The sequence below is a fragment of the Streptomyces sp. PT12 genome, from assembly GCF_003311645.1.
In the GTDB taxonomy this organism is placed as follows: domain Bacteria; phylum Actinomycetota; class Actinomycetes; order Streptomycetales; family Streptomycetaceae; genus Streptomyces.
On the sequence record NZ_QEST01000079.1, the window covers coordinates 67,479 to 92,092 of the forward strand.

At 71.6% G+C, this 24,614-nt stretch carries 21 protein-coding genes and 2 pseudogenes; 9 read left to right on the plus strand and 14 right to left on the minus strand.

Annotation, left to right across the window (positions count from 1 at the left end; all coding sequences use genetic code 11):
* Positions 1-25 precede the first annotated feature (25 nt).
* Entirely contained in the window at positions 26-661 is a 636-nt protein-coding gene (locus DEH69_RS06720; protein ID WP_113685952.1) for an O-methyltransferase, read from the plus strand.
* Here DEH69_RS06720 and DEH69_RS06725 read toward each other — a convergent pair.
* Positions 576-2,224, minus strand: a pseudogene (locus DEH69_RS06725) (SulP family inorganic anion transporter); the annotation flags it as partial. The gene DEH69_RS06720 and the pseudogene DEH69_RS06725 overlap by 86 nt on opposite strands.
* Positions 2,225-2,257: 33 nt before the next feature.
* On the opposite strand from DEH69_RS06725, the gene DEH69_RS06730 reads away from it, so the two are divergent.
* Together DEH69_RS06730 and DEH69_RS06740 are read left to right on the plus strand one after the other, a co-directional pair.
* On the plus strand, positions 2,258-2,881 hold the full coding sequence (locus tag DEH69_RS06730) for a TetR/AcrR family transcriptional regulator (RefSeq protein ID WP_113686152.1): 624 nt from the start codon (positions 2,258-2,260) through the stop codon (positions 2,879-2,881).
* Positions 2,882-3,147: 266 nt separating this feature from the next.
* Positions 3,148-3,480: pseudogene (locus DEH69_RS06740) on the plus strand (Lrp/AsnC family transcriptional regulator); the annotation flags it as partial.
* Positions 3,481-3,498: 18 nt separating this feature from the next.
* Here DEH69_RS06740 and DEH69_RS06745 read toward each other — a convergent pair.
* From DEH69_RS06745 to DEH69_RS06775, 7 genes are all read right to left on the minus strand, one after another.
* Positions 3,499-4,023 (minus strand): GNAT family N-acetyltransferase, encoded by a 525-nt coding sequence (locus DEH69_RS06745; protein ID WP_113686153.1) that lies wholly within the window; start codon positions 4,021-4,023, stop codon positions 3,499-3,501.
* Between the two features lie 168 nt (positions 4,024-4,191).
* A complete protein-coding gene (locus DEH69_RS06750; protein ID WP_113685953.1) occupies positions 4,192-4,836 on the minus strand; it encodes a hypothetical protein in 645 nt (214 codons plus the stop codon).
* Positions 4,837-5,113: 277 nt separating this feature from the next.
* Positions 5,114-6,286 (minus strand): chromate efflux transporter, encoded by a 1,173-nt coding sequence (gene chrA, locus DEH69_RS06755; protein WP_113685954.1) that lies wholly within the window; start codon positions 6,284-6,286, stop codon positions 5,114-5,116.
* A gap of 76 nt (positions 6,287-6,362) precedes the next feature.
* Positions 6,363-7,361: an ornithine carbamoyltransferase gene (gene argF / locus DEH69_RS06760; protein WP_113685955.1), complete on the minus strand. Its 999-nt coding sequence runs from the start codon at positions 7,359-7,361 to the stop codon at positions 6,363-6,365.
* A gap of 82 nt (positions 7,362-7,443) precedes the next feature.
* Complete coding sequence (locus DEH69_RS06765) at positions 7,444-8,661, minus strand: arginine deiminase (RefSeq protein WP_113685956.1); 1,218 nt, start codon at positions 8,659-8,661, stop codon at positions 7,444-7,446.
* Positions 8,662-8,854: 193 nt separating this feature from the next.
* On the minus strand, positions 8,855-11,422 hold the full coding sequence (locus tag DEH69_RS06770; RefSeq protein ID WP_113685957.1) for a polynucleotide kinase-phosphatase: 2,568 nt from the start codon (positions 11,420-11,422) through the stop codon (positions 8,855-8,857).
* On the minus strand, positions 11,419-12,918 hold the full coding sequence (locus DEH69_RS06775) for a 3' terminal RNA ribose 2'-O-methyltransferase Hen1 (protein WP_113685958.1): 1,500 nt from the start codon (positions 12,916-12,918) through the stop codon (positions 11,419-11,421). The genes DEH69_RS06770 and DEH69_RS06775 overlap by 4 nt, the downstream gene beginning before the upstream one ends.
* A gap of 63 nt (positions 12,919-12,981) precedes the next feature.
* On the opposite strand from DEH69_RS06775, the gene DEH69_RS06780 reads away from it, so the two are divergent.
* Together DEH69_RS06780 and DEH69_RS06785 are read left to right on the plus strand one after the other, a co-directional pair.
* Positions 12,982-14,238 carry an Nramp family divalent metal transporter gene (locus DEH69_RS06780; protein WP_258534492.1) on the plus strand — a complete coding sequence of 419 codons (1,257 nt, stop codon included), beginning with the start codon at positions 12,982-12,984 and terminating at the stop codon, positions 14,236-14,238.
* 178 nt (positions 14,239-14,416) lie between these two features.
* A complete protein-coding gene (locus DEH69_RS06785) occupies positions 14,417-15,250 on the plus strand; it encodes a GNAT family N-acetyltransferase (protein ID WP_113685959.1) in 834 nt (277 codons plus the stop codon).
* 90 nt (positions 15,251-15,340) lie between these two features.
* Here the strand turns inward: DEH69_RS06785 and DEH69_RS06790 are convergent, their stop codons facing one another.
* Positions 15,341-15,613 (minus strand): hypothetical protein, encoded by a 273-nt coding sequence (locus DEH69_RS06790; RefSeq protein WP_113685960.1) that lies wholly within the window; start codon positions 15,611-15,613, stop codon positions 15,341-15,343.
* 214 nt (positions 15,614-15,827) lie between these two features.
* On the opposite strand from DEH69_RS06790, the gene DEH69_RS06795 reads away from it, so the two are divergent.
* From DEH69_RS06795 to DEH69_RS06805, 3 genes are read left to right on the plus strand one after another with little or no spacing between them, the layout of a single operon-like run.
* Complete coding sequence (locus DEH69_RS06795; RefSeq protein WP_113685961.1) at positions 15,828-16,253, plus strand: RlpA-like double-psi beta-barrel domain-containing protein; 426 nt, start codon at positions 15,828-15,830, stop codon at positions 16,251-16,253.
* A 19-nt stretch (positions 16,254-16,272) separates the two neighbouring features.
* Positions 16,273-16,881 carry a cell wall protein gene (locus DEH69_RS06800; protein WP_113685962.1) on the plus strand — a complete coding sequence of 203 codons (609 nt, stop codon included), beginning with the start codon at positions 16,273-16,275 and terminating at the stop codon, positions 16,879-16,881.
* A 13-nt stretch (positions 16,882-16,894) separates the two neighbouring features.
* Positions 16,895-17,761, plus strand: coding sequence for a MauE/DoxX family redox-associated membrane protein (locus DEH69_RS06805; RefSeq protein WP_113685963.1), 867 nt, complete (start codon positions 16,895-16,897; stop codon positions 17,759-17,761).
* 1,418 nt (positions 17,762-19,179) lie between these two features.
* Here the strand turns inward: DEH69_RS06805 and DEH69_RS31985 are convergent.
* The 4 genes from DEH69_RS31985 to DEH69_RS06825 form a co-directional block, all read right to left on the minus strand.
* Positions 19,180-19,371 (minus strand): hypothetical protein, encoded by a 192-nt coding sequence (locus tag DEH69_RS31985; RefSeq protein WP_220131207.1) that lies wholly within the window; start codon positions 19,369-19,371, stop codon positions 19,180-19,182.
* A gap of 379 nt (positions 19,372-19,750) precedes the next feature.
* A complete protein-coding gene (locus DEH69_RS06815; protein WP_113685964.1) occupies positions 19,751-20,341 on the minus strand; it encodes a TetR/AcrR family transcriptional regulator in 591 nt (196 codons plus the stop codon).
* A 39-nt stretch (positions 20,342-20,380) separates the two neighbouring features.
* Positions 20,381-21,892: a DHA2 family efflux MFS transporter permease subunit gene (locus tag DEH69_RS06820; protein ID WP_113685965.1), complete on the minus strand. Its 1,512-nt coding sequence runs from the start codon at positions 21,890-21,892 to the stop codon at positions 20,381-20,383.
* 39 nt (positions 21,893-21,931) lie between these two features.
* Positions 21,932-22,351, minus strand: coding sequence for a DUF3291 domain-containing protein (locus DEH69_RS06825; protein WP_113685966.1), 420 nt, complete (start codon positions 22,349-22,351; stop codon positions 21,932-21,934).
* A 127-nt stretch (positions 22,352-22,478) separates the two neighbouring features.
* Here DEH69_RS06825 and DEH69_RS06830 point away from each other — a divergent pair, with 127 nt between their 5' ends.
* Positions 22,479-23,150, plus strand: coding sequence for a MerR family transcriptional regulator (locus DEH69_RS06830; protein WP_113685967.1), 672 nt, complete (start codon positions 22,479-22,481; stop codon positions 23,148-23,150).
* 85 nt (positions 23,151-23,235) lie between these two features.
* On the opposite strand, the gene DEH69_RS06835 is transcribed toward DEH69_RS06830, so the two are convergent.
* Positions 23,236-24,552, minus strand: a complete 1,317-nt coding sequence (locus DEH69_RS06835) for an NAD(P)/FAD-dependent oxidoreductase (protein WP_113685968.1) — start codon at positions 24,550-24,552, stop codon at positions 23,236-23,238.
* Between the last annotated feature and the right edge of the window lie 62 nt (positions 24,553-24,614).

A 24,614-nucleotide genomic window follows, 5' to 3' on the forward strand; every position in this document is an offset into this window, starting at 1 on the left:
GGCGGCGCCCGGGCATGATGCCCCCATGTCGGAGCACGGAACGGACGCATACCTCGGCGCCATGGATCTGCCGCCCCTCGTCACCCGCGCGGTCACGGCGGCCCGGGAGCGGGGCTTCGCCCACTCCTGCCGCCCCGAACAGGGCCGTCTCCTGCGGGCCTTGGCCTCGGGGGCACCCAGCGCGATCGGCGAGACCGGCACAGGCTGCGGCGTGGGCCTCGCCTGGCTCGCCCCGGGTGCGGGACCGGACGTCCGCCTCGTCAGCGTCGAACGCGATCCCGCGCTCGCCCGGATCGCCGCCGACCTCTTCGGCGACGACCCCCGGGTCACCGTCCTGCGCGGCGACTGGCGCGAGATCGTCGCCCATGGCCCGTTCGACCTGCTCGCCCTCGACGGGGGCGGTCAGGGCAAGCACCCCGGCGATCCGCCGGCCGACCCCGAGGAGCTGCTCACCCGTCGAGGCACCGTGCTGATCGACGACTTCACCCCCGGCTTCCACCCCGACCCGCCCCGCGAGCACTGGCTCAGCCCTCGCCGCCGTCCCGGCCTGAGCTCCGCGCGCCCCTCCCCGCCGCTCAGGGGATGGACTCCCCGGTCGCGGGGGCGGATCGCTGCTCCGGCACGGACGACGAGGCGGGCGCGGCGGGGAGGACGCCGGTGAGGTGCAGGTGCCGACGGGCGGCCTGGATGGCGTCGGGCGTGTGGGCATAGGTGGTGTGGCCGTCGGGCTGGAGGAGATCGAGCGCCCCGACGGAGGGCAGAGCCGTGTGCTGCCCTGGGCGGATGTCCGACGCCAGGACGACGATGCCGCGCCGCCGCAGCTTCTCCACGGCGTCCTTGAAAACGAGCGCTCCGGTGGCGTCGACGGTGGTGACGCGGGACATGCGCAGAATGACGACGCGCACGTCGGCGACCTCGGTGAGCTCAAGGAGAAAGCGGTGGGCGTCGGCGAAGAACAGCGGCCCGTCGATGCGGTAGGCCACGATGTGTTCGGCCAGCAGTCGGCGTTCCTCATCGCTGTGCTCGCCGGGCAGGTCCGCGTGGAAGGGGACCTGTTCGAGGCGGGCCTGGCGCGCGACGGCCCGCAGCGCGAGCGTTCCGGCGACGAGCAGCCCGATGAGGACGGCGTAGACCAGGTCGAGGACCAGGGTGGCCAGGGCGGTCAGGACCAGCACGACGGCGTCGGCGCGGGTGGCGCGGACCATCGCGTGCAGCGCGCCCACCTCGACCATGCGCACCGCCGTGGCCAGCAGCACCCCGGCCAGGGCGGCGAGCGGGATCCGGGACACGAGGGAGGCGGCGGCGAAGACGATCACCGCGAGTACGACGGCGTGGGCGAGGGCGGCGAGCCGCGAGGTGACGCCCGAGCGGACGTTCACCGCGGTCCAGGCGATCGCCCCGGTCGCGGGCACCCCGCCGAACAGCGGCGCGGCGACGTTCGCCAGCCCCTGACCGAACAACTCCCGGTCGGGATCGTGCCGTTGCCCCACCGTCATGCCGTCGGCGACGGACGCGGACAGCAGGGACTCAAGACCGGCCAACGCCGCGACCGCCACGGCCGGGGCGATCAGGGAGCCCACCTCGCCCGGGGCGAGGAAGCCGAGGCTGGGGGCGGGCAGCCCGGCGGGCAGGTCCCCGATCGACGGAGCGCCTTCGATGCCGAACGCTGCGTGGCCAGCGTCGCGGCGGCCACGGTGAGGATGGAGAACGGGACGGCGGGCCGCCACCGGGCGCCCACCAGCATGATCGCTGCCACGCCCATGGCGAGGGCGAGCGCGGCCCACTGGGGGGAGCGCGCCCACTCCTCCACCACCCGCCACGCCACGACCAGGACCTTCTCGCCCTCGGGCTGCTCGACGCCCAGGGCGCCAGGCATCTGCTGGAGGCCGATCACACAGGCGATGCCCAGCGTGAACCCCTCCACAACGGGCGCGGGCACATAGCTCATGTAGCGTCCGGCGCGGGCGAACGCCAGGCCGATCAGCATCAGCCCGGCCAGCAGGCCGACCGTGAGAACGGCGGCGGGTCCGTGCTCGGCCACGATCGGCACCAGCACCACGGTCATCGCGCCGGTCGGCCCCGACACCTGGAGGTTCGATCCGCCGAAGATGGCGGCCACCGCACCGGCCACCACCGCCGTCGCGAGACCCGCCTCCGCCCCCAGGCCAGAGGAGACACCGAAGCCCAGCGCGAGGGGCAGGGCGACGATGGCCACCGTCAGCCCGCCCCCCAGGCCCGCCGCCCCCGCGCGGACGCCGTGCGCAACCGAGAGCGGCTTCTCGCCGCCGCCGCGCGAGCGTTCAACGCCGAGGGAGCCGACACCTCGCTCGACGACATCGCCCACGCCGCCGACGTCGGGAACGCAACGCTGTACCGGCACTTCCCGACCCGCCAGGCCCTCATCGCGGCCGTGTACGCCGAGCGGATCGAGCACCTCTGCGCGTCCGCGGCGGATCTGAGGGACCAGGAGCCTGCCGGTGAGGCCCTGACGGCGTGGCTGCGCCTGGTCATCGACCACACCACACGGAACCGAGGCTTGCGCGACGCCTTCGTCGCCGCCTACCGGATCCGGCACGACGAGGAGACCCCCGAGGTGACCGAGTGGCACCGCGCCACCCACGAGGCGGCCACGCCCCTCCTGCGCGACGCCCAGGCCGCCGGGCGCGTCCGGGTGGATGTGGACATCGACGAGCTGATCGGCCTCACCACGGCGATCGCCCAGACGGGAGACGGCGACCGTCCCTTCGCCGACCGCCTGCTCACCCTGGCGCTCGAAGGCGTCAGGACCCGGTCAGCGGAAGGCCAGGACGGAACGGCCACACCACCGCGGCCCGTTCACCGGACGCGCCGCATGCCGCACCCCTGTCCCCGCGGCACCTGAGGGGCCGCTTTCAGAGCTGCTGCTGCTCCGCGCCGGGCGGTAGCAGGCAGGGCGTGCTGGCCATGCGAGGAAGTGGGTCGCTGATTCCGCTTCGGCCCGCAATCCACGTCACCCCGCGTCCCGGCGGATACCACGCGGGGGCCGGTCGCTCAGTTCCCGTTCAGGCGGCGGCGGTGCAGGGTGTGGATCGCTTCGGCCAGGCCGGGGACCACTCGACCAGCTGCTCGGTCGAGCTGGCGTAGACGATGCGGCCGAGGCCCACCCACGCGTGAGCCGCCACCGAGCGCGTCCGCCGCCTCGAGTCCACCGGCGTGATCACCGGCTACCACGCCGAAGTGGACCTGGAGAAGGCGGGGTTCGCGATCCTTGCCGTGATCCGGCTCAAGTACCCCGGCAGCCGCCACGAGCCGCTGCACCGCCTCCTCGCCGAGCGCGGCGAGATCCTCGAGTGCCTGCGCACCACGGGCGACGACTGCTACACCCTCAAGGTGGCCGCCACCTCGATGCGGCACCTAGAGCAGGTCGCCGACGAGCTGAGCAGGTTCGGGGCGACGACCACCAACGTCGTCTACACCGAGACCCTGCCCTACCGCGGCCCACCCGCGCGGGCTGAACGCTCAGCGCAGCTCGCCCTCGAGCACGGTCATCAGCAGCATGTCGTGCCACTCGCCGTCGCGCCGGAACGCCTCACGCTGCCGCCCGTCCACGCGGAAGCCGACCTTCTCGTAGCAGCGGATGGCCCCGGCGTTGGGCGCCGCGACCCACAGTGCCACCGAGTGCAGCCGCATCTGGTCGAACGCGAACCGGCACAGCGTCCGCAGCGCGTCCGACCCGAAGCCCCTGCCCCAGGCGTCCTTCTCCCCGATGTAGAGGTCGACCTCGCCCGATCCGCTCTCGGGACTCACATCCCGTAGCGCCAGCACGCCGATCAGCCGCTCCTCGTCCCGGGTCTCGATCGCGAGCACGGTCCTGGTGTAGCTGTTGGCCACCCGCTCCTCCGAGCGCCGCGCCAGCTGCGCCAGCGACTCGGGGTAGGAGGTGTCGAGCCACCGTGTCACCTCGGCGTCGCCGTGCCACCGGTGGAGCGCCGAGGCATCCCCCGGCTCCAGCGCCCGCAACCGCACCCGCTCACCGTTCAGCATGCCCCGTTGGTACCAGCCGCCGCGCGCGCCCCTCAACACCATTACGCGCCGCCCGCCCCCCGTTCGGCCCTGGGAAAGTCGGCCCCGGGAAGATCGGCTCCGGGAAAGCCAACGGCCCGCACACCGCCGAAGCGGCGCACGGGCCTGAGCACGAGCCATGCCTCACCGTCAGATGAGGTAGAACTCCTCCCACGAGCCATTGATCCAGTCGGAGCGCGCACGGAGCGCGTTCTGGAGGTTTCCGGTGAAGTTCTTCTCGGTCGAGACGACCAGGCCGTTCGCCACGGACTGGAAGGCGTAACGCCCGCTCACCTCGTGGTAGAGCAGGATGAACTGCTCCCAGCCGCCGTTCACCCCCTCGGAACGGGCCCTGAGCACCCCCTTCTCCGAGCCGGTGCGGTTGAGCTCGGCCGCGACGAACTTCTCGTTCGCCGTGGAACGGATCGAGAGCGTCTCGTTCTCGTTCCAGTAGAGGTCGTACAGCTCCCAGCTGCCGTTGATGCCCTCGGAACGGGCCCTCAGCAGGCCGGTGTTGGGCTCGCGGAAGTTCTGCTCCGAGGTGACGAAGAGGTCGTTGGTGACCGACTGGATGCCCCAGGGGAGCTCCTCAGGCTCGTCGGCCTCAGCCGAGAGCCGGGCCTCGCCCGACCTGACCAGCAGTTCGTTCATCAGGGCGTCGTCGACGACCTGCCAGCCCTCGGGAACGACCTCGGCCGGGGCCGTGGAGTCGTCCGCCGATGCGGTCGTCGCGCCGAGCGCCGACACCGTCAGCAGACCGGAGAGGGTGAGGATGAGAGCGCCTTTACGTCTCACGTGGTGTCCTTCGTTCGTTGGGTCGCGGGCAGGCGGCGCGGGAGGCCGGAACAGCCCACGGGATGTGCGTGGATGCGGCGACGGCCCGTTCCCCCTTTCCGCCGCGGCCCCCAAGCCCACGGCGTACGCCGTTCATGACCCGCCGAGGAAAGCGGCCCGTCGTGCGGGATCATGGCAACGCCCCACGGCGCACAGTGTAGATCGGGTGCGCGAATACGCGGCATCCTTCACGTGAATTCACGTATGCCCCGCCCTTCCTCCGCATGCGACCCTCGCCTCATGTGACGGCCAGGCCCGCCTGCGCCGCGACGACACCGAGCGCCCCCGCGGCCAGCAGCGTGCCCACCACCCCCACGCGACGGATCAGCAGCAGACCCCCCGAGAGCGCCAGAAGGCCCACCTGCCAGGGGTGTTGGAGGGCCAGCGCGAGCGGCACGGCCGAGCCGCAGATGGCCCCGATGACCGCGGGTCCCGCGCCGTCGAAGAACGCCTGTACCGCGGGGAGCGCCCGCACCCGCTCCAGTTGGTCCCCGCCAAGGATGATCATCACAAATGAAGGCCCGAACGCGACCGCCGCCGCCAGCAGTCCGCCCCACAGCCCCGCCGCGGCGTAGCCCACCACCGCCACCGTCTGCACCACGGGCCCCGGCGTGACCTGACCGAGCGCCACGGCGTTGAGGAACTCCCCGTTCGTCATCCACCCGTGCCGCCCCACCGCGTCCGCCTGCATCAGCGGGATGATCACGAAGCCGCCGCCGTAGGACAGCGCCCCGACCTTGTAGGCGACCCAGGCCAGCGCGGACAGCGACGCCAGCATCGCGCTCACCGGCACCGCCGCGAGCAGCAGCCACAGCCGCCCGTTGCTCCCCGGCGCCGCCCGCGCGTGCGCGCGCCGCACGCCCCGCACCGCCACCTCGACCAGGCCCGTGGCGATGAGCACCAGCACGAGCCAGACCCCGAGGAACACCGCCGCGAGCGTTCCGGCGACCAGATACCCGGCCCATCGCGCCCGCGCCGCGCGCCCCTCCACGCGCCGGGCGCTGTCCGGCAGCATGTGCGCGCCGGTGTACACCGCCACCGCGGCCACCGCCGAACCCGCCCCGGCCGCCGCGCCGTTCACCCACCGAGGCGGGTCGCCCGCCAGGAACAGCACGGCCAGCGCCAGGATCATCACCAGGCCGGGCAGGATGAAGCTCACCCCGCCGACCACCGCGCCCCACGCGCCGCGCAGCCACCACGCGTTCAGGATGGCCAGCTGTGTCGAGGCGGGGCCGGGCAGCAGGTTGGCCGCGGCCAGCCCGTCCTCGAAGTCCCGGGCCGACACCCAGCCGCGCCGCTCCACGCACAGGTCGCGCAGGAGCGATATGTGCACGGGCGGCCCGCCGAAGCCGACGACGCCGATGCGCCCCCACTCCCGGGCGATGGTCGGCAGTGAGACGCGATCGGACATGCGGGGCTCCTGGGGCGGGCGACAAAGCGGGCCGACCCTATCCGCGCTAGGTGAACGGCGCGTGCCGCGCGCCCGGCTAGGTCAGCGTGGCGACCATCAGTGCCTTGATGGTGTGCAGTCGGTTCTCCGCCTGGTCGAAGACGACCGAGTGCTCCGACTCGAACACCTCGTCCGTCACCTCGAGCGAGTCGAGCCCGTGCCGCGCGGTGATCTCCCGCCCCACCTCGGTCCCGAGGTCGTGGAACGCGGGCAGGCAGTGCAGGAACTTCACCTCGGGGTTCCCCGAGGCCCGCAGCACGTCGCCCGTCACCGCGTAGGGCCGCAGCAGCGCGATCCGTTCGTCCCACGTGTCGAGCGGCTCACCCAGCGAGACCCACACGTCCGTGGCCACGAAGTCCGCGCCGTGCACGCCCTCCGCGACGTCCGAGGTCAGCGTCAGCCGCGCCCCGGTGGCGGCCGCGAGGCGCCGAGCCTCCGCCTGGATCCCGGCGTTGGGCCACAGCGAATCGGGCGCCACGATCCGCACATCCATCCCGAGCAGGGCGCCGGTGATCAGGTACGAGTTCCCCATGTTGTTCCTGGCGTCGCCGAGGTAGGCGAACGCGACCGCGTCCAGCGGCTTCTTGCAGTGCTCGGTCATCGTGAGCACGTCCGCGAGCATCTGCGTGGGGTGCCAGTCGTCGGTCAGCCCGTTGTAGACCGGCACCCCGGCGTGCGCCGCCAGCTCCTCGACGATCCGCTGCGCGCTTCCCCGGTACTGGATGGCGTCGAACATCCGGCCGAGAACCCGGGCCGTGTCCCTGGCCGACTCCTTGTAGCCGATGTGCGAGCTGGCCGGGTCGAGATAGGTGGTCGCCGCGCCCTGCTCGGCCGCGGCCACCTCGAAGGCGCAACGCGTCCGGGTCGAGCTCTTCTCGAAGATCAACGCGATGTGCTTGCCGGTCAGCGCCTTGGTCTCGGCCCCGAGCCGCCGCGCCGCCTTCAGCTCGGCGGCCAGGTCAAGGAGCGAGCGGAACTCGCCGGGGGTGAGGTCCAGCTCCTTGAGAAAGTGGCGGCCGGTGAGCTCTGTCGCCATGTCGACTCCGTAGCGTCGGAACTATATGCGGCAGCCTACATGCCTATGCAGAGTCCCGGTAGGGGACCGGGGAGCCTTCCGCTCACACCGGGTCGCGCTCTACCGGGCAGCTCATGCAACGCGGGCCGCCCCGGCCCCGGCCCAGCTCGCTGCCCGGCACCTCGATCACCTCGAAGCCCTGCTCCCGCAGGTGGGTGTTGGCCGTCACGGTCCGCTCGTAGGCCAGCACCACGCCCGGCTCGACGGCCAGCACGTTGCACCCGTCGTCCCACTGCTCGCGCTCCGCCGCGTGGACATCCTGGACGGGGGTCAGCACCCTGATCCGGTCCAGGCCGAGCGCCGCCGCGATGGCCCGGTGCATGTGCTCGGGCGCGTGGTCGGTGACCTTCAGCTCGTCGCCCGAGCCCGGCTCGATGGTGTACGAGCGCAGCATCCCGAGCCCCGCGTACTGCGTGAACGTCTCGCCGTCGACCATGGTCAGCACGGTGTCCAGGTGCATGAACGCCCGCCGCTTCGGCAGGTCCACGGCCACGATCACGCGTGCCGAGCCCGCCTCGAACAGGCGTCGCGCCAGCAGCTCGACGGCCTGCGGCGTGGTCCGCTCGCTCAGGCCGACCAGCACCGCGCCGTTCCCGATCACCAGCACGTCGCCGCCCTCGATCGTCGAGGGGTGCGCGCCCTGCCCGTCCGACCAGATCCGCGCGGAGCCCGCGAACAGCGGGTGGTGCTTGTAGACGGCCTCGAAGTGAACGCTCTCGCGCTGCCGCGCCGGCCACCGCATCGCATTGATCGCCACCCCGTCGTATACCCAGGCGGAGGTGTCGCGCGCGAAGAGGTGGTTGGGCAGCGGGTGCAGCAGGAAGTCGTCCTGGCCCATCACATGGAAGCGCACCGAGACCGGCTCGTCGTGCGCGGCCAGATATTCGCGCTTGGTCATCCCGCCGATCAGCGCCTCGGCCAACTCCCCGGACGGCAGCCCGTCGAACGCCGCCCGCAGCCGGTCGGTCGCCAGCGGCCCGTACTCGCGCTCGTCGAAGACCCGGTCGAGGACCAGCGCCCGCGCCGTCGGTAGCTCGAGCGTCTGCGCGAGCAGCTCACCGAACAGGTGGACCTCGACCCCCCGGCCCCGCAGCACACCCGCGAACACGTCGTGCTCCTGCTGCGCCCTCCGGACCCACAGCACATCGTCGAACAGCAACTCGTCCTTGTTGGTCGGGGTGAGCCGCTTGAGCTCGAGACCGGGGCGATGGAGGATCACTCGCCGTAGCCGCCCGGTCTCCGAATCGACATGAAAGGTCATGCCCCCATTCTGCGCCGCCGGGCCCCGGCCCTCCTCCCCACCCGTCCACACCGGGGCCCACCTGTCCACGCCGGGGAGCGCGCCGCGCGGCCGCCGCCCCTGCGGGTCGCGGCCGTGCGGCGCCTCGAACCTGACCCGGTACCCGGGACCGGCCCGGGGCCGGTCCCGGGTCCGGCCCGGGGCCAGGCGGGGGCTACAGACGCGGATCCACCGGCTCGGATTCCAGCGCAAGCACCGCGAACACCGCCTCGTGCACGCGCCACAGCGGCTCACCCTCGGCCAGCCGATCGAGCGCCTCGAGGCCGAGCGCGTACTCCCGCAGGGCCAGTGAGCGTTTGTGGCCGAGGTGCCGCGCACGCAGCCGCGACAGGTGCTCGGGCCGGGTGTACTCGGGGCCGTAGATGATGCGCAGATACTCCCGGCCGCGGCACTTGATGCCCGGCTGCGCCAACCGCCCGTCCTCGCCGCGCACATACGCCGCCCGCGGCTTGACCACCATGCCCTCGCCGCCCGCGCCGGTCAGCGTGAGCCACCACCGGACACCCGCGGCCACCGACGCCTCGTCGCAGGTATCCACGAGCAGTCGGCCCGTGGGCCTCAATAGCTCGGGGTCACGCTCCACCAGCCGATCGATCAGGCCCAACTGCGCGTCGTGGGGGAGCGTGGCGAGCGACCGGCCCTCGGCGGCCAGCAACTGGAACGGCGCCACCCCCACCCCGGCAAGCCCGGGGCCCGCCTGCCAGCAGTACCGGCGGTACGCGGCCCTGAACGCCTCGGCGTCACCTACCCGTTCGCGCTGCCGCGCCAGCAGGTCGCCCACCTCGACGCCCCGCGCCCTCGCCGCATCCAGCGCCGCCACGGCTCCCGGGAAGGCCGCACCCGCCGCCGCGCCCACCGCCGCGTACTGCTCGCGCAACAGCCCGCCCGCCTTGAGCGACCACGGGGTGATCTCCGCGTCGACGAGCAGCCAGTCCGTGTCGAGCTCCCGCCACAGCCCGGCCGCTGTCACCGCGTCGGCCAGCCGTCCCAGCAACGCCTCGGCCGTGCCCGCGTCGTCGAAGAACGGCCTCCCGGTACGCGTGTGCACCACGCCCCGCACCCCCTCCGGCGCCCCGAACCGCTTGGCCGCCGTCCCACCGTCCCGGCACACCAGCGCGACGGCGCGCGACCCCATGTGCTTCTCCTCGCACACCACGTCGCGCACGCCCGCCGCCCGATAGGCCGCGAACGCCTCGGCCGGGTGCTCCAGATAGCCCTCCTCCTCCGAGGTCGCGCAGGGCGCCATCGTCGGCGGCAGATACATCAGCAGCCGGGGATCCACCGCGAACCTGCTCATCACCTCGAGGGCCGCCGCCGCGTTCTCCTCCCTGACCGACAGCCGCCCGGCGTGCCGGGTGGTCACCACCCGGCGGCCCGCGACGTCCCCCAGGTCGAGCGGGCGGCCGTCCGCGCCACCCGGCGCCTCGGTGGCCAGCGGCCTGACCGGCTCGTACCACACTCGCTCCGCGGGTGTGTCCACGATCTCCCGCTCGGGCCAGCGCAGCGCGGTGAGCGCCCCGCCGAAAACGCAACCGGTGTCCAGGCACAAGGTGTTGTTCAGCCAGGAGGCGCGCGGCACCGGCGTGTGGCCGTACACCACGGCCGCCGCGCCCCGGTAGTCCTCCGCCCAGGGGTAGCGCACCGGCAGCCCGAACTCGTCGGTCTCGCCCGTCGTCTCGCCGTACAGCGCGTGCGAACGCACCCGGCCCGACGTCCGCCCGTGGTACTTCTCGGGCAGCCCGGCGTGGCTGACCACCAGGCGGCCGCCGTCCAGTAGGTAGTGCGATATCAGCGAGTCGACGAACTCCCGCACCCGCCCCCGGAACTCCCGGTCCACCGCGTCCTCGCGCTCCAGCTGCTCCACGGTCTCCGCGAGCCCATGGGTCATCCGCACCACGCGGCCCCTGAGGTGGCGGGCCAGCTTGTTCTCGTGGTTTCCCGAGACGCACAGCGCGGTGCCATCGGCGACCATGCCCATCACGAGCCGCAGCACCCCCGGGCTGTCGGGGCCGCGGTCGACCAGGTCGCCCACGAACACCGCCGTCCTGCCCTCCGGGTGCGACGCCCCGACCGCGCGCCCCGCCTCGTCGCGGCTGATCACCCAGCCGAGCCGCTCGGTCAGCAGGGTCTCCAACTCCGCCCGGCAGCCGTGCACATCGCCGATCAGGTCGAACGGGCCCGTGCGGTCCTTCAGGTCGTTGAACCGCCGCACCGGCCGCACCGTGGCCGCCGCCACCTCCTCCTCGCAGCGCAGCACATGGATGTGCCGGAACCCCTCGCGCTCGAGGCCGCGCAGCGAACGCCGCAGCTCGCCGCGCTGCCGCGGGATCACATGCTTCGGCATCCCCGCCCGGTCGGCCCGCGTGGCGTTCCGCTCGGCGCACACCCGCTCGGGCAGGTCGAGCACGATCGCCACCGGCAGCACGTCGTGCTCCCTGGCCAGCCGCACCAGCTGACGGCGTGCCTCCTTGTGGACGTTGGTGGCGTCCACGACGGTCAGCCGCCCGGCCGCGAGGCGCTTCCCCGCGATGTAGTGCAGCAGCTCGAACGCCTCGGGCGTGGCCGACTGGTCGTTCTCGTCGTCGGCGACCATCCCGCGGCAGGCGTCCGATGACACCACCTGCGTGGGCAGGAAGTGCCGCCGGGCGAATGTCGACTTCCCCGACCCGGTGACACCGATCAGCACGACCAACGACAGGTCGGGCACGGTGATCTCGCTCATCGCGCGGCCTCCTCTCCCACGGTCTCCCGCGCCTCCTCGTGCAGGAACAGCGCCAGCTGCGTCGGCGCCCCCACCTCCGGGTCATCGGGACCCACCGGGCGGAACTCCACGGCGTACCCGTGCCGCTGGGCCACGGCCTCGGCCCACGCCCCGAACTCCTCCCGCGTCCACTCGAACCGGTGGTCAGGGTGCCGCGCCTCCCCGGCTGGCAGCGTCTCCCAGCGGACGTTGTACTCGGCGTTGGGCGTCGTCACGACGACCGCGCCGGGCCGGGCCGCGCCGAAGACCGCGTACTCGAGGGCGGGCAGCCGGGGCGGGTCCACATGCTCGATCACCTCGCTCAGCACCGCCGCGTCATATCCGGCGAGCCGGGTGTCGGTGTACATCAGCGACCCCTGGATCAGCTTCAGCCGCGCTCGCCCGCGCTCGGGCATGCGGTCGACGCCGAGCCGCCGGTGCGCCGCGGCCAGGGCGCGCGCCGACACGTCCATCCCCACGACCTCCGTCAGCCTCGTGTCCTTGAGCAGCTCCGCGAGCAACTGCCCACCCCCGCACCCCAGATCCAGCACCCGTGTCGCGCCGGTCCCGACGAGGGCCGCGAGGATCGCCTCGCGCCGCCGCTCGGCCAGCGGCACCGGAGCGACCTCCACGCCGTCCGCGCCGTCGGCGGCAACCATGGCGTCCGCCTCGTCGGCCACGGCGTTGTCGAGATCCTCGGCCGGGCTGTCGTCCGACTCCGCGAGCCGCGTCAGCTCAAGCGCGGACAGAGCCTCCCGCGTCAGCCGGTGCCGGTGCGCCAGATAGCGCCCCACGATGAGCTTGTGCTCCGGGTGCCCCGCGAGCCAGCCGTCCCCGGCCCGCAGGAGCTTGTCCACCTCCTCCTCGGTGATCCAGTAGTGCTTGGCCGCGTCCAGCACCGGCAGCAGCACATACAGCTGCCGCAGCGCCGCGGAGACCGTGACCGTCCCGGTCAGCCGCAGTCCTACATATCGCGACGGGCCCCACTCGGGGAACTCCGGGTCGAGCGGCACGGGATCCGCCTCCACCGCCCATCCCAGCGGCTCGAACAGCCGCCGCACCACCTCGGCCCCGCCCCGCGCCGGAAGCGCGGGCACCTCGACCGTCAACGGCAGCGCGTGTCCCGGCAGCTCGGGCCGCGCCGCGCACCGGCCCCGCATCGCCGTCCTGAACACCTGGCCCAGTGCCACCGCGAGCAGCGAAGACGTGGCATACGGCCGGTCGTTGACGTACTGGGCGAGCGTCGCGTCGGGGGCCGCCCCGCGCCCCCGGCCTCGATTCCGTACGAGCGCGACCGGATCGACGTCGAGCAGCAGCGCCGCGGTGCAGCGCTCGACTTCGGCCACCGGGTAGAACACGTGGGCAGCGCCCGCCGCGGTGGAGAACTCCTGGGCCTTGTCCGGGTGCTTGTGCAGCAGAAAGCCGAGGTCAGTGGCGGGGCGGGCGGCATCGCCGGTCGTGGATATCGTCAGGAACACCCGCCTCAGTATGGTCGCGCACCACTCTGTTCGGTGACTGATTTTGTGGGCAAGATGCCTGTCATGACCAAGGCGAGCGAAGAGGCTCAACTCCCCAAGGCACGGTGGCGTCTGATCGGCCCCGGACTCGTGGTCGCCGCGACGGGGGTCGGCGCGGGCGACCTGGTGGCCACCGCCGTGGCGGGCGAGCGCTACGGCTACACGCTGGTGTGGGCGGCCGTGCTGGGGTGTCTGATCAAGATATCCCTGGCCGAGGCGACCGGCCGCTGGCATCTGGCCACCGGCAGCACCATCTTCGACGGCTGGCGCTCGCTGGGCCGCTGGACGATGGTCTACTTCGGGATCTATGTGACGGTGTGGGGCTTCGTCTACGGCGCGACGGCCATGTCCGCAAGCGCCATGCCGCTGGTCGCGCTCTGGCCCGAGGGTCCCTCGCTGCGCACCTGGGGCATCATCTCCGGCCTGCTCGGCCTGGTCTGCGTCTGGTTCAACAGATACGCGGTCGTCGAGAAGCTGATGATGGGCTTCGTCGGCGTGATGTTCGTCGTGGTGGTCGGCATCGCCATCCGCGTCGGCCCCGACACGGCGGCCCTGGGCGCCGGTCTTCTGCCGGTGCTTCCGGATGGATCCGTGCTCTACACCCTTGGCTTGATCGGCGGCGTCGGCGGCACGATCACGCTGGCCGCCTATGGCTATTGGGTCACCGCCAAGGGGTGGACCGGCCCGCGGTGGATACCCATGATGCGCCTGGACAACCGCGTCGCCTACGCGACCACCGGTCTGTTCGTCGTGGCGATGCTGGTGATCGGCGCCGAGCTGCTCAACGCCGCTGACATCGCGCTCGCCAGCGGCGACCGGGGCCTGCTCGACGTGGGTGAGGTCCTGGAGGACCGCTTCGGCACGGCCACCGCCAACCTCTTTCTCATCGGCTTCTTCGCCGCCTCCTTCAGCTCGGTGATCGGCGTCTGGCACGGCGTCAGCCTGCTCTTCACCGACTTCGTGGGCCATGTCCGCCCCGATCGGGCCGTGGCCCCCGAGGAGCGGGAGACCTCCTGGCCCTTCCGCGCGTACCTGCTGTGGCTGACCTTCCCGCCGATGGGCCTCCTGTGGCTCGACCAGCCGATCGGCCTGGTCCTGACCTACGGCGTCGTCGGGGCGTTTTTCATGCCCTTCCTGGCCCTCACCCTCTTCTGGCTCCTCAACACCGGCCGCGTCACCAGGGAGTGGCGCAACGGCCCGCTCAGCAACCTGATGCTGCTGGCCTCGGGCGTCCTCTTCCTCATCCTGTGCGTGGAACAGATCCGCGACCTGCCCTGGTGACCCGCTGCTTCGCCGCGCGGCCATGACCCCTCCTCCCTGATCACTCTGAGTGATCGCTCTCCTCCGGTATACGACACCGCCAAGCCCATCCGCCATGCCCGAAGGGGCAATTCACTCATTCGAGCGATAATCGAAAACGTGCTTCCTTCGTGGCGTCAGCCCAGGCAGGATGGGGTGCATGAGCTGGAGCGTCACGCGTGATCTCGATGTGTTCCTGGCCGCCGCCGGGGTGTTCCTCCATGCCCGGCCCGCCGAGCACTCCGTGCAGCTCAGCGTGCTAGACACGCTCCGTATTCGCGGCCTCCGCTTCTACGGTGTGCCGCCGTTGTTCGGCTGGTGGCTGGGGGAGGAGGGCGCGGTCGGGGGCGTCCTGCTGCGCACCCCGCCGCACCCGTTGCACCTGACCGCGCTGCCCGCCCAAGCCGTCGCGCCCCTGGCCGAGTTGATCTCCGGCGCCGAGGACCGACCGGACACCGTGGAGGTGGTCCGGGGGAACGCCGCGGCGTTCGCCGCCGCCTGGCCCGGGAAGATACGCACGGGCCGTGCCTCACGCCTCCATCGGCTCAAGGCCCTCGAGCCACCCGAGCCAATACCCCCGGGGCGCGTCAGGACGGCCACCCCGGCCGACCGGGAGCTGCTGATCGCCTGGGGTGAGGCGTTCACCCACGAGGCCGGGGGCAGCGCGGGCGACACCGCCGCGCTGGTGGACGACCGGCTGAGTCACGAGGGGTTCGCGCTCTGGGAGCGCGAGGACGGCACCCCCGTGTCCGTCGCCTCCACCACCCGCCGCGTCGCCGGGGCGGTGCGGGTCTCCTATGTCTACACCCCACCCGAGCACCGGCGTCGGGGCTACGCCGCCGCGGTCACCGCCGCTGTCAGCGCCCGGGCACAAGAGGAGGGGGCCCGCGAGGTGGTCCTCTTCACCGACCTCGCGAACCCCACGAGCAACGAGATATACCGCCGCATCGGGTATCGGCCCGTCCTTGACCGGCTGGCGCTGCACCCCTCCTGACCGCCGAGCGCCGGTCCCCCGGCGCTCCCGCCATCCGCCACCCCGTCAAGGGGCCGCGCGCCCGACGCCCGTGCGTCGGCGCGCCGTTCCTCACACGAAGGGCGCCAGCGCCAGATAGGGCAGGCTGCCCGCGAGCAGCCCGGCGAAGACCACGGTCGCCGCCCTGGCTCCCGCGCCCTCGCGGTGCCGGGCAAGCACCCCGGTGACCACGAGCCCCAGGGCGCCGAGCAGCAGCTCGTACAGCACGAAGAGCGGTGATGCGAGCACCGCGAGGACACAGGTGACGCCGAACAGCACGAGGGTGTGCCGACGGCTCTTGTTGTCCAGCCGATTGTCCAGCCTGTTGTCCAGCGCATGGTCCATGACGGAACTCCTCACCGCAGCCGGGTGTTTACCGGTCCTTCGATCGTCATCCCCCGGATGACCACCAGTCATGCGGCCTGTGGACGCCCTCTGGTGCCCGTACAGCGGACCGAGGATCATAGGCGCGTCCAACGTTGCGCCTGTCATGTACGCGCCCTTCATGCAAGCATGTCATGCACACGTCATTCTCGGCCGCGAGTGAGGGAGATTCGACATGGCCTGTTCCTCGAACGCGCTCTGGGCGGGTGAGACCACATGGTTCTGTTGTGGTGCCGCCTGGGGCCCCTGTGGCTCCGCGGGCGGCGGCGCCTGCGGCAACTGCGCCTCCGCCGCCAACCATGGCGCCTGGCCCAACGCGTCGCAGGCGTGCTGGGACATCACCCGGCCCGACCTGTGCGGCGAGGGCGGCATCCCGCGCCGCGGCTGCGGCTCGGTGATGAACGTCACCCACCAGTGCTCCGGCGCGACCGTCTGCATCACCATCACCGACTGCGGCCCCCGCACCCGCAGCTTCTGCGGCGAGCAGAGCTGCTGCGGCGGCTCCTGCCGGATCAACCGCGTGCTCGACCTCACGCCCGCGGCGTTCACGGCCATCGGCAGCCTCGACTCGGGCGTGCTGCCCGTCCTCATCACCGAGTGAAACGGCAGGAGCGGACACCATGACCCCCACGCGCACCTCGCCCGCCCGCCGCAGCTTCCTCGCCTCCGCCGCCCTCGGCGGCGCCACCATCGTGGGTGCCTCCGCGCTCGGTGCCCTCGACGCCGACGCGGCCTTCGCCGCCCCCGCCCCCTCCCTTGACCCGGCGGTCACACAGACGTCGTTCGCCGAGGGCCGGATCGGGGCCGTCAAGGGGAGCGTTCTCCACGTGGCGGGCTCCCGCGGCGAGACGCACCGGATCCAGCTGACCAACGCCACCAGCATCTGGAAGACCCGCCCCACCACCGCCGACGCCATCGAGGTCGGCGACGGGCTCTACGCGCGGGGAGTCGAGATGCCGGACGGCTCGATCGCCGCCGACGCGGTCTGGGTCAACATCGTCAACCTCTACACCACCATCCGCGGCATCCAGCGTGACCGCCTCCATCTCTCGCACGGCGGCCACGAGTTGGTCGCCCGAACGATCCCCGAGACGGCCGCCTCCTACGCGGGCGGCGCGCTGACGTCCGACCTGTCCCGCCTCCGCATCGGGCAGCCCGCCCAGGTCCTCGGCGCCTGGCGCCCCGCGGACAACTCCATCGACCTAGTCCGCGTCACGGTCGGCCACTGACGGGGGGGCGCGGATGTTCTCGCTGATCGCCACCGTTTCACCGCTCCTCATCGCGGGCCTGCTCGGCTGGAGCGGGCTGGCCAAGCTGCGCAGCAGGAGCCTGCTCGCCCAGGCCGGAAGGACCGCGTTGCCCCGGCTGGTGCGCGGCCCGCGCCGGGCGGCCCGGGTGCTTCGGGCCTCGGGCGCCGCCGAAGTCGCGGTTGCCGCCGCTCTGTTGGCCGCGCCCGAGGCCACCGTTCCGGCCGTCGGCACGGTGCTCATGGGAGTGGCGTTCCTCGGCTACCTCGGCGCGGCCAAGGCCGTCGCCCCCGAGTCCTCCTGCGGCTGCACCGCGAACGACACCCAGCCCGTCACCTGGCGGGCGTTCGCCAGGGCGGGCCTGGTCGCCGGGGGAGGGGCCGCCGCACTCGGCGCCGACGGGCCCTGGTGGTCCGCGCTGGCCGACGGGCCGCTCCCGGCGCTGGCCCTGCTGGCCGCGGGCGCGGCCGCGCTGGTCTATCTGTCCGAGGGCCCCGTCGTCTTCCGGCGGCTGCGGCTGCGCCTCCTGGGCAACCCCCTGGCCCGCGGCGCCCGTTCCGGGGAGCCGCAGGGCGCGCCGCACCGCGTTCCCGTCGCCGCCTCGGTCGAGCTGCTCGAGCGCTCCCTCGCCTGGGAGACGGTCTCGCCGCTGATCAGGTCGGGCCTGGTCGAGCACTGGGACGCGGACGGCTGGCGGTTCCTGCACTACACAGGCGCCCGCGGGGCCGAGGGCGGGGACCGGCCGGTCTCCGTCCTGTTCGCCATGGACGCCACCGCCCATCGTGACCGCCCGGCGGGGCAGGCGATCCGGGTGAGCGTCGTCGACCAGGAGACCGAGGAGGTTCTCCCGGTCACCGCCTGACCGGGCGTCATCCCACGCCGAACGCGCCGACCGACCGCACCATGACGGCGCACGGTGGACGCGGCGGCCCTCCGCCCACCGCGTCCGCCGTGCCACCCGCGTCCACCGCGCCCGCCGTGCCACCCGCGTCCGCGTCCCGGCGCACGCGCCCCCGCACGCGCCCGGCGTACCCCCGCGTGGGCGCCCTCGCGCGCCCCGCCCCAGATGTTGCGGAAGAGGCGAACCGGTCGCCCGACCTGCTGCGTTGCGCGCCGACGTGCCGCTGACCTGCGCATATGCTCTTTCGATTCTGTCTCGCGGCTGCCGTCTGATGCGGCGGAAGGTCCCGGGGGAACTCCCACGGCCGGGCCGGTTCTTCGGGCTGCGGCCGTCCTGCCTTGCGGTGCCGGACGTTGTGACTCCGCGTGCGTTTCGAGCGCCGCCCTCTCGGCTGGCTGGGGCCGGAGGCCGGGCGTGGCCTCGACGACTGGACGCGGTAACGCCGACGGCCGCCGCATCGTCTCGGATCCAGGGACGGCGTCGCTGTGGCCGGAGCGGACGCACGGAGCTGGGGTCTCATGACCAGGGGCTGGGAAGGGACCGGGATTGAGAGGCGAGCTGACGGCCTTGCCGTTCAAGGGACTTCCACGCGCATGCGCCGCGGGCGCTGCCGGGGCGTGGCTGGACTACTGCCGCCCAGCTCACACCAACGGCATCTTCCGGATGCACTGCCGGTGGGATCGAGCGACATGACGGCCCTGTCGACGCACTGCGGTAGGAGCGAGTCGCATCTGAGTCTTGCGGGCGTCTTCGGTGGTGAACCGCCCCTGGACGTGGCGCTGCTGGGTGTTGGTGGCTTGGTGCCAGGCGGCGAGTTCGGTGTTGAGCACGGTGATGTCGTTGATGCGGCGGTCGGGGCATTGCCGGGTCAGTGTGGGGAGTTCGATCTCGGCGATGTTGAGCCAGGAGCCGTGTCAGGGGGTGTGGTGGAGCTCCGGCCGCTGCGCGAGCGCGAGCGCTCCGCCGGACTCGAACGCCTCGTAGAGGGACCCGATGGCGTGGGTGCCGAGGTTGTCCATGGTCCGCGCGATTCTCCTGGGCGTCGGGGTAGTCGAGGGTCAGGAGCTGTCCGACCTGGTGGGCCCAGTCGGTCCTGGTACGGCGGGGCCGGGCGTCGACCCGTCGCCAGCCACGCAGGGGCTCGACCCAGCAGAAGATCGAGCAGGTGCCGTGCCGGACGTACTCGGAGTCTTCCTTGAGGTCCCTGCCAGGGCCGGCCGGGAGCGGGGCGCGGGCGCGACCGAGGAGTTGGTAGGGCTTCTCGTCCATGCACACCACCGGACGCGCCGGGTCATGGGGCCGGGCGTCGACGGCCAGCACGTCTTCCGTCCAGGCCGCGAACGGGGCGTTCGCCCGTGGTGGGACGGTCCAGCACTTCCTCAGGTGAGGACGCAGTTCCGCTTTTTCCACACCCGTCCGATGGCGGAGTGGTCAGGGCCGGGGATGTCCTCGGCCAGCGCGACGTGTTTCTCCAGCGGCCTCAGCGACCACCGGGCATGGCCCTGGGGCAGGGCCGAGCAGGCCACCGCGATCAGCCGGGCCTCGACCTCACCGGTGACCGGCGAAGGCACCGGCGGGAGGTCGCGCTTCTTCCGCGCGATCGTGGCATGAACACCGCCACCGGTCTCAGCTCAGCCAACCGCGTCGCCACCAGCCGCAGCGTCTCGATCGACACCCCGACCCGAGCCGCGACCACCGCACGGGATTCCCCCGCTCCGACCGAGGTGTCCAGCTCAGGTTCAAAGGGGCGTTGCAGTACCCGCGCCCGCCGGACCGTCGACGCCGGACGGACCCCCCTTCCGCACCACCCGCTCCAACCGCCCACGATCCTCGCCAGTCAACCTGACCGGCCCCTTCTTCCCCGACGACATATCACCAGCACCCATCCGGCAGAACGGGAGCAACCTGCCAAATCCGGCATCCATCACAACGAGAACGGGCGGCGGCAGACTATGAGAAGAGTGCCCGGACGACCTTCAGGGGCGGGGAGCTTTCGGTCAGGTCACCCATGGCGTTCCTGCCGTGCTTGCCGAGGACGTCCCACCCCTGGTGGTCGCCGGACACGCCGAGGGCGACCATCACGTTGATCAGCATCCCGCAGGCCATGAAGTCGGTGATGCTGTGCGGCGGCAGGCCGGTCGTCTGGGAGACCAGCGTCCACAGACCTTTCCACCAGGCCGAGACCTGCTGCCTGACCGCCTCGTCCGAGCTGGCCGCCACATAGAGCTGCATCTGCATCAGGGGCAGTTCGCGGTCGGCCGCCAGTTCGCCGTATGCCTGACGCATGGCGGCCAGGGCGTCCTCGCCCGTCTTGCCCCGGGCCGCCGTGGCGAACGCGTGGTAGGTCCGCTCGAAGCAGACCCGCCCCGCAGTGAGGAATATGTCGCGCTTCGTCGGGAAGAGGCGGAACAGGTAGGGCTGGGAAATACCGACATCCCGAGCTATGGAGTCAGTTGACGTGCCGTGGAGGCCGTATCGCGAGAAGCCGCTTAGCGCTGCGCGGACTACGTCTTCGCGGCGTTCGTTCGCTGTCTTTCTCATCTGGATTCTAGCTCTCGGAAAATCGGGTACGGGGGACGTTCACGCCACGGCCTTGGGGGTCTCCGGCGCGGCGGCTGCCTCTGGGCCGCGTGGCGCGGGTTGGTCCTCCTTCTTCTCCCGGCTGTCGGCGACCACCGGCTTGCGCGGGATGCCCAGGGCGAGCACCGCGCCCGCGAGCGTCACGGCGACACCGGTCCAGATCGCCGGCTGCATGCCGTTGACGAACTCCTGTGCGTTGAGGTCGCTGCCCTGCGCCACGAAGATGCTGCTGAGCACCGCGATGCCCACCGCCCCGCCGATCTCACGCACCGTGATGTTGGCTCCGGACGCCTTGCCCGCGTGGTCGCGGCTGACGGAGCCGAGCACCACGGCGGCCGTCGGCGCGAAGACCAGACCCATGCCGGCCCCCGCGATCACCATCGGGGCCGCCAGCTGCGCGTAGGGGGTGTCGATCCCGGAGACCAGGTTGATCCAGGACAGGCCCACTCCCTGGAGCAGCAGGCCGAGGGCCATCAGTCGGCCGCCGCCCACCCGGTCAGTGAGCGCGCCGGCGATCGGCGCGATGAACATCGGCACCAGGGTCCAGGTCAGCGTCAGCACGCCGGCCTGGAGCGCGGTCCGCTCGGGGGCCACCTGGAGGTACTGGGCCAGCAGGAAGATGGAGCCGAAGACCCCGAAGTACATGGTGCCCGAGACCAGATTGCTCAGGGTGAAGGAGCGGGAGTGGTAGAACGACAGCGGGAGCAGCGGGGCGGGCGCCCGGCGCTGCCACTGCACGAAGGCGGCCAACAGCACCACGGCGCCGGCGAAGGACAGCAGCACCTCCGGCGACGTCCAGCCCTCCGTCTCGCCGTTGACGATGCCCCACACCAGGGCGAGGACACCGCCGGTTGCCAGCACCATGCCCGGCAGGTCGAGCGGGGTCGAGGGCGTGCTGCTCTCCCGGAGCGTGACCACGGCGAGCGGGATGGCCACCAGCCCCACGGGCACGTTGATCCAGAAGATCCACTGCCAGGCGATGCCCTCCACGACGGCCCCGCCGACCACGGGGCCCATGGCGATGGCCGCTCCGCTGATGGCGGACCACAGACCGAGTGCCAGGCCCCTGAGCCGGTCGGGAATACCGTGCGAGAGCAGTGTCAGGGACAGGGGCATGACAGCCGCCGCGCCGAAGCCCTGGAACACCCGCCCCAGGATCAGCTCCCCGCTGGTGTCGGCCATGCCGCAGTAGACCGAGGCCAGCGTGAACGCCGCTATCCCCAGGGTGAACACCCGGCGTCGGCCGAAGCGGTCGCCCAGGGCCGCGCCGGTGAGCAGCAGGCAGGCGAAGCTGAGGACATAGGCGTTGACGAACCACTGGAGGTCCTGGGTGTCCGCCTGGAGTTCGACGGCGAGGGTGCGCAGGGCCGTTGAGACGACGAGGTTGTCCAGGGCCACCATGAACATGGGGAGGCTGCAGGCCAGGACCACCAGCCACACGGGTTTGGTGGCCGGGGCGGCGTCCTGCTTCGGGCCCTGGATCCCTGCGGGTTGGCTTGACGTGCTAGGCATCGATCATCTCCCGAATCGCTCTCGTTCTCCGTTGCGCGCTCACTGGGTACCTGACAGGCCGTCCTGCTGGGCCTTTTGTTCCTGAAGTCGCTTTCTGGCCTCGTCCCAGGAGATCGGCAGATCGTCCGTGGTGGAGTCCCACTGGGTGAAGGTCGAGGTCCGCATCACGGAGCGGAGCCCGGTCATGATGCTCTTGTGGGGCTCGGTCTTCGCGTATGTGTAGAGCGCTTCTTTGCTCTCCCAGGCGGAGAGCGTCCAGAAGGTTCGCTTGGTGGGCTGCGCGATCAGTGATGCACCGTAGGCGCCGGGGGCCTTCCGCACCTGCCGCCAGGCGGCCAAGGATCTCAGGAAGAACCGAGGCACGTCCGCAAGTCTCCGCACCTCCAGGCGGGACGCCATGACGACCGTCTGTCGTCCCTGAGGTGGTGGGTTCGGTACGGTCCATGGCAGGGTTGGCATGCCTCAGCTCCAAGCGGGGGGGCTTGTGAATCTTTTGCAGCTATCGCTGAAGATGGCGAGTACTTCTATCGATTCTAGAGAGTGTTACTCGCCAGACGCTACAAACTTCCGTTGAAGGATTCGCAAAGTGCGCATCTCCGATCTGAGCCGCCTCAGTGGTGTGCCCGTCACTACCATCAAGTACTACCTGCGGGAGGGACTGCTGCCCGCGGGTATGCCGACCGCCTACAACCAGGCCATCTACACCGACGACCACCTGCGATACCTGCGGCTGATCCGCGCCCTGGTGTCGGTGCGTGGCCTCTCGGTGAGCGCCACCAGCGACATCCTCCGAGCCGTCTCCGAGCAGGAGGGCAACCTGCACCGCGTCCTCGGGCTGGTCCTCGGCGCCCTCCAGACGGACGACAGGAGACAGCATGACGGACAGGAGGTTCCGGAGACCTACCGCGAGCAGGCCGAGGGGCTGATCGACAGCCTCGAGTGGAAGCTGCACCCGCACTCCGAACTGCGTACGGAGCTGGCCAGATCCTTTCAGCGGATGGCCGAGGTCGGCCTTCCGTTTGACAGCAGTTCCCTGGTGCCGTACGGGCGGCTCGCGAAGGAGACGGCCGTCCAGGACCTGGAGCAGCTCGACGGGGTGCGGGATGATCCCTTCGACATCGCGGAGCGGGCCATCCTGGTGACCGTCATGATGGAGCCGGTGCTGCTTCTCCTGCGCCGGATGGCGCAGGAGAACGAGTCGGCGACCCGCTACAGCGGGCCCGGGAGCCCGCCCGGTGAACAGAGCGAGGGCGCCTAGGTCCGCTGTGAACGCTGAATCACGCGACGCGGGGTCATGTGCATGTGGTGCGGGCCCACCAGCACGGTGTGCTGGTGGGCCTGGCTCAGCTCACGCCCAGTTCCCTCAGCAGCTGGGCCGCCGCCTCGGTGCCGGCGGAGAAGGCGGCCTCGTGCGAGCCGATCTGGTCCCAGTGCAGCCGCTTGGAGTGGAAGTAGGAGCCGCACAGCTTCACCCGGCCGCCCACGTTCACCTGGTAGATGTGTTCCTGAAGCCGCCGCAGGTCCATGTCGATCACCGGGTGGGAGTAGGGCAGTTCGCGGATGATCCGCGCCTCGTCCAGCTCGCCCGGGTAGTCCAGGGTCACCAGGTAGTCCCGCTCCGTGTCGAGCTGGTGCAGCCTGTTCATGTAGTAGGCCACATAGGGGCGGGTCTCGCCGGCCACCCGGAGCTTGCCGTAGTTCCAGTTCTCCCACCGGGCCCGGTCGGCGGGCAGCACCGAGGTGTCCGTGTGCAGCACCGCCAGCGACTGGTTGTACCGGATCTTGGCCAGGACGCGCTGCTGGATGTCCGTCGGCTCGGTCAGCAGCTCGCGGGCCTGGTCCCCGTGCACGGCGCACACCACGTAGTCGAAGTACGCCACTCCGGCCGCCGTGCTGATGACCACCTGGTCGGCCTCCTCGTGGATGGCGAGCACCTCGTCACCGAGCCGCAGCTTGGCGTCGATCGCCGCGAGGGCCTTGCGCACGTAGGTGATGGACCCGCCCTCGACGGTGCGCCAGTCCACCCCGGCGCCACCGAGACCCGCCTCGTCGTGCGCCATGAAGAAGGCGATAACGGTCGTGGTCGGCATCTCCCAGACGAGTTCCGCTGGCACCGACCACACGGCGGTCGCCAGCAGGATCACGTATCCGTAGCGGAACGCCTCGCTGTAGCCGTTGCGGTCCAGATACTCGCCAAGCGGCATGTCGGTGCGCTTGCGCAGGAAGTCCCGGCGCCCCTCACGGTGGAAGCGTCGCGCCTCCCGGTGGATCGTCAGCAGCTCCTCGTCGTAGGTGCCACGCAACTCCTCCTCGGGAAGGCCGAGTTCCTGGGTGCCGAAGCGCAGGCCGGTGTCGAGGTCGAAGAAGAGGAACCCGCCCTGGTGGCGCAGGGTGGGGACATCAAGCTCCGAGAAGAAGGTCGTCATGTTGGGGTAGCTGGGCTCGTTGAAGACGACGAAGGCGGTGTCGATGCCCAGGACGCGGCCGTTGTCCTCGACCTCGATGGTGTTGGCGTGTCCACCCGCCCGGGCCTCCCTGTCGAACACGGTCACCTCGGCGTGCTCGCGTAGCCGGTAGGCCGCGGCGAGGCCGGCGATTCCGGCTCCCACCACGGCCACCGAGGGACGGCCCGGCGAACGGGACGGGGGCTGTGCGGACATGGCGTTCCTCCAGAGAGAAGATGGCGTGGGCAGAAGCGGGATGTGCGGCCGGCCGGGGCCGG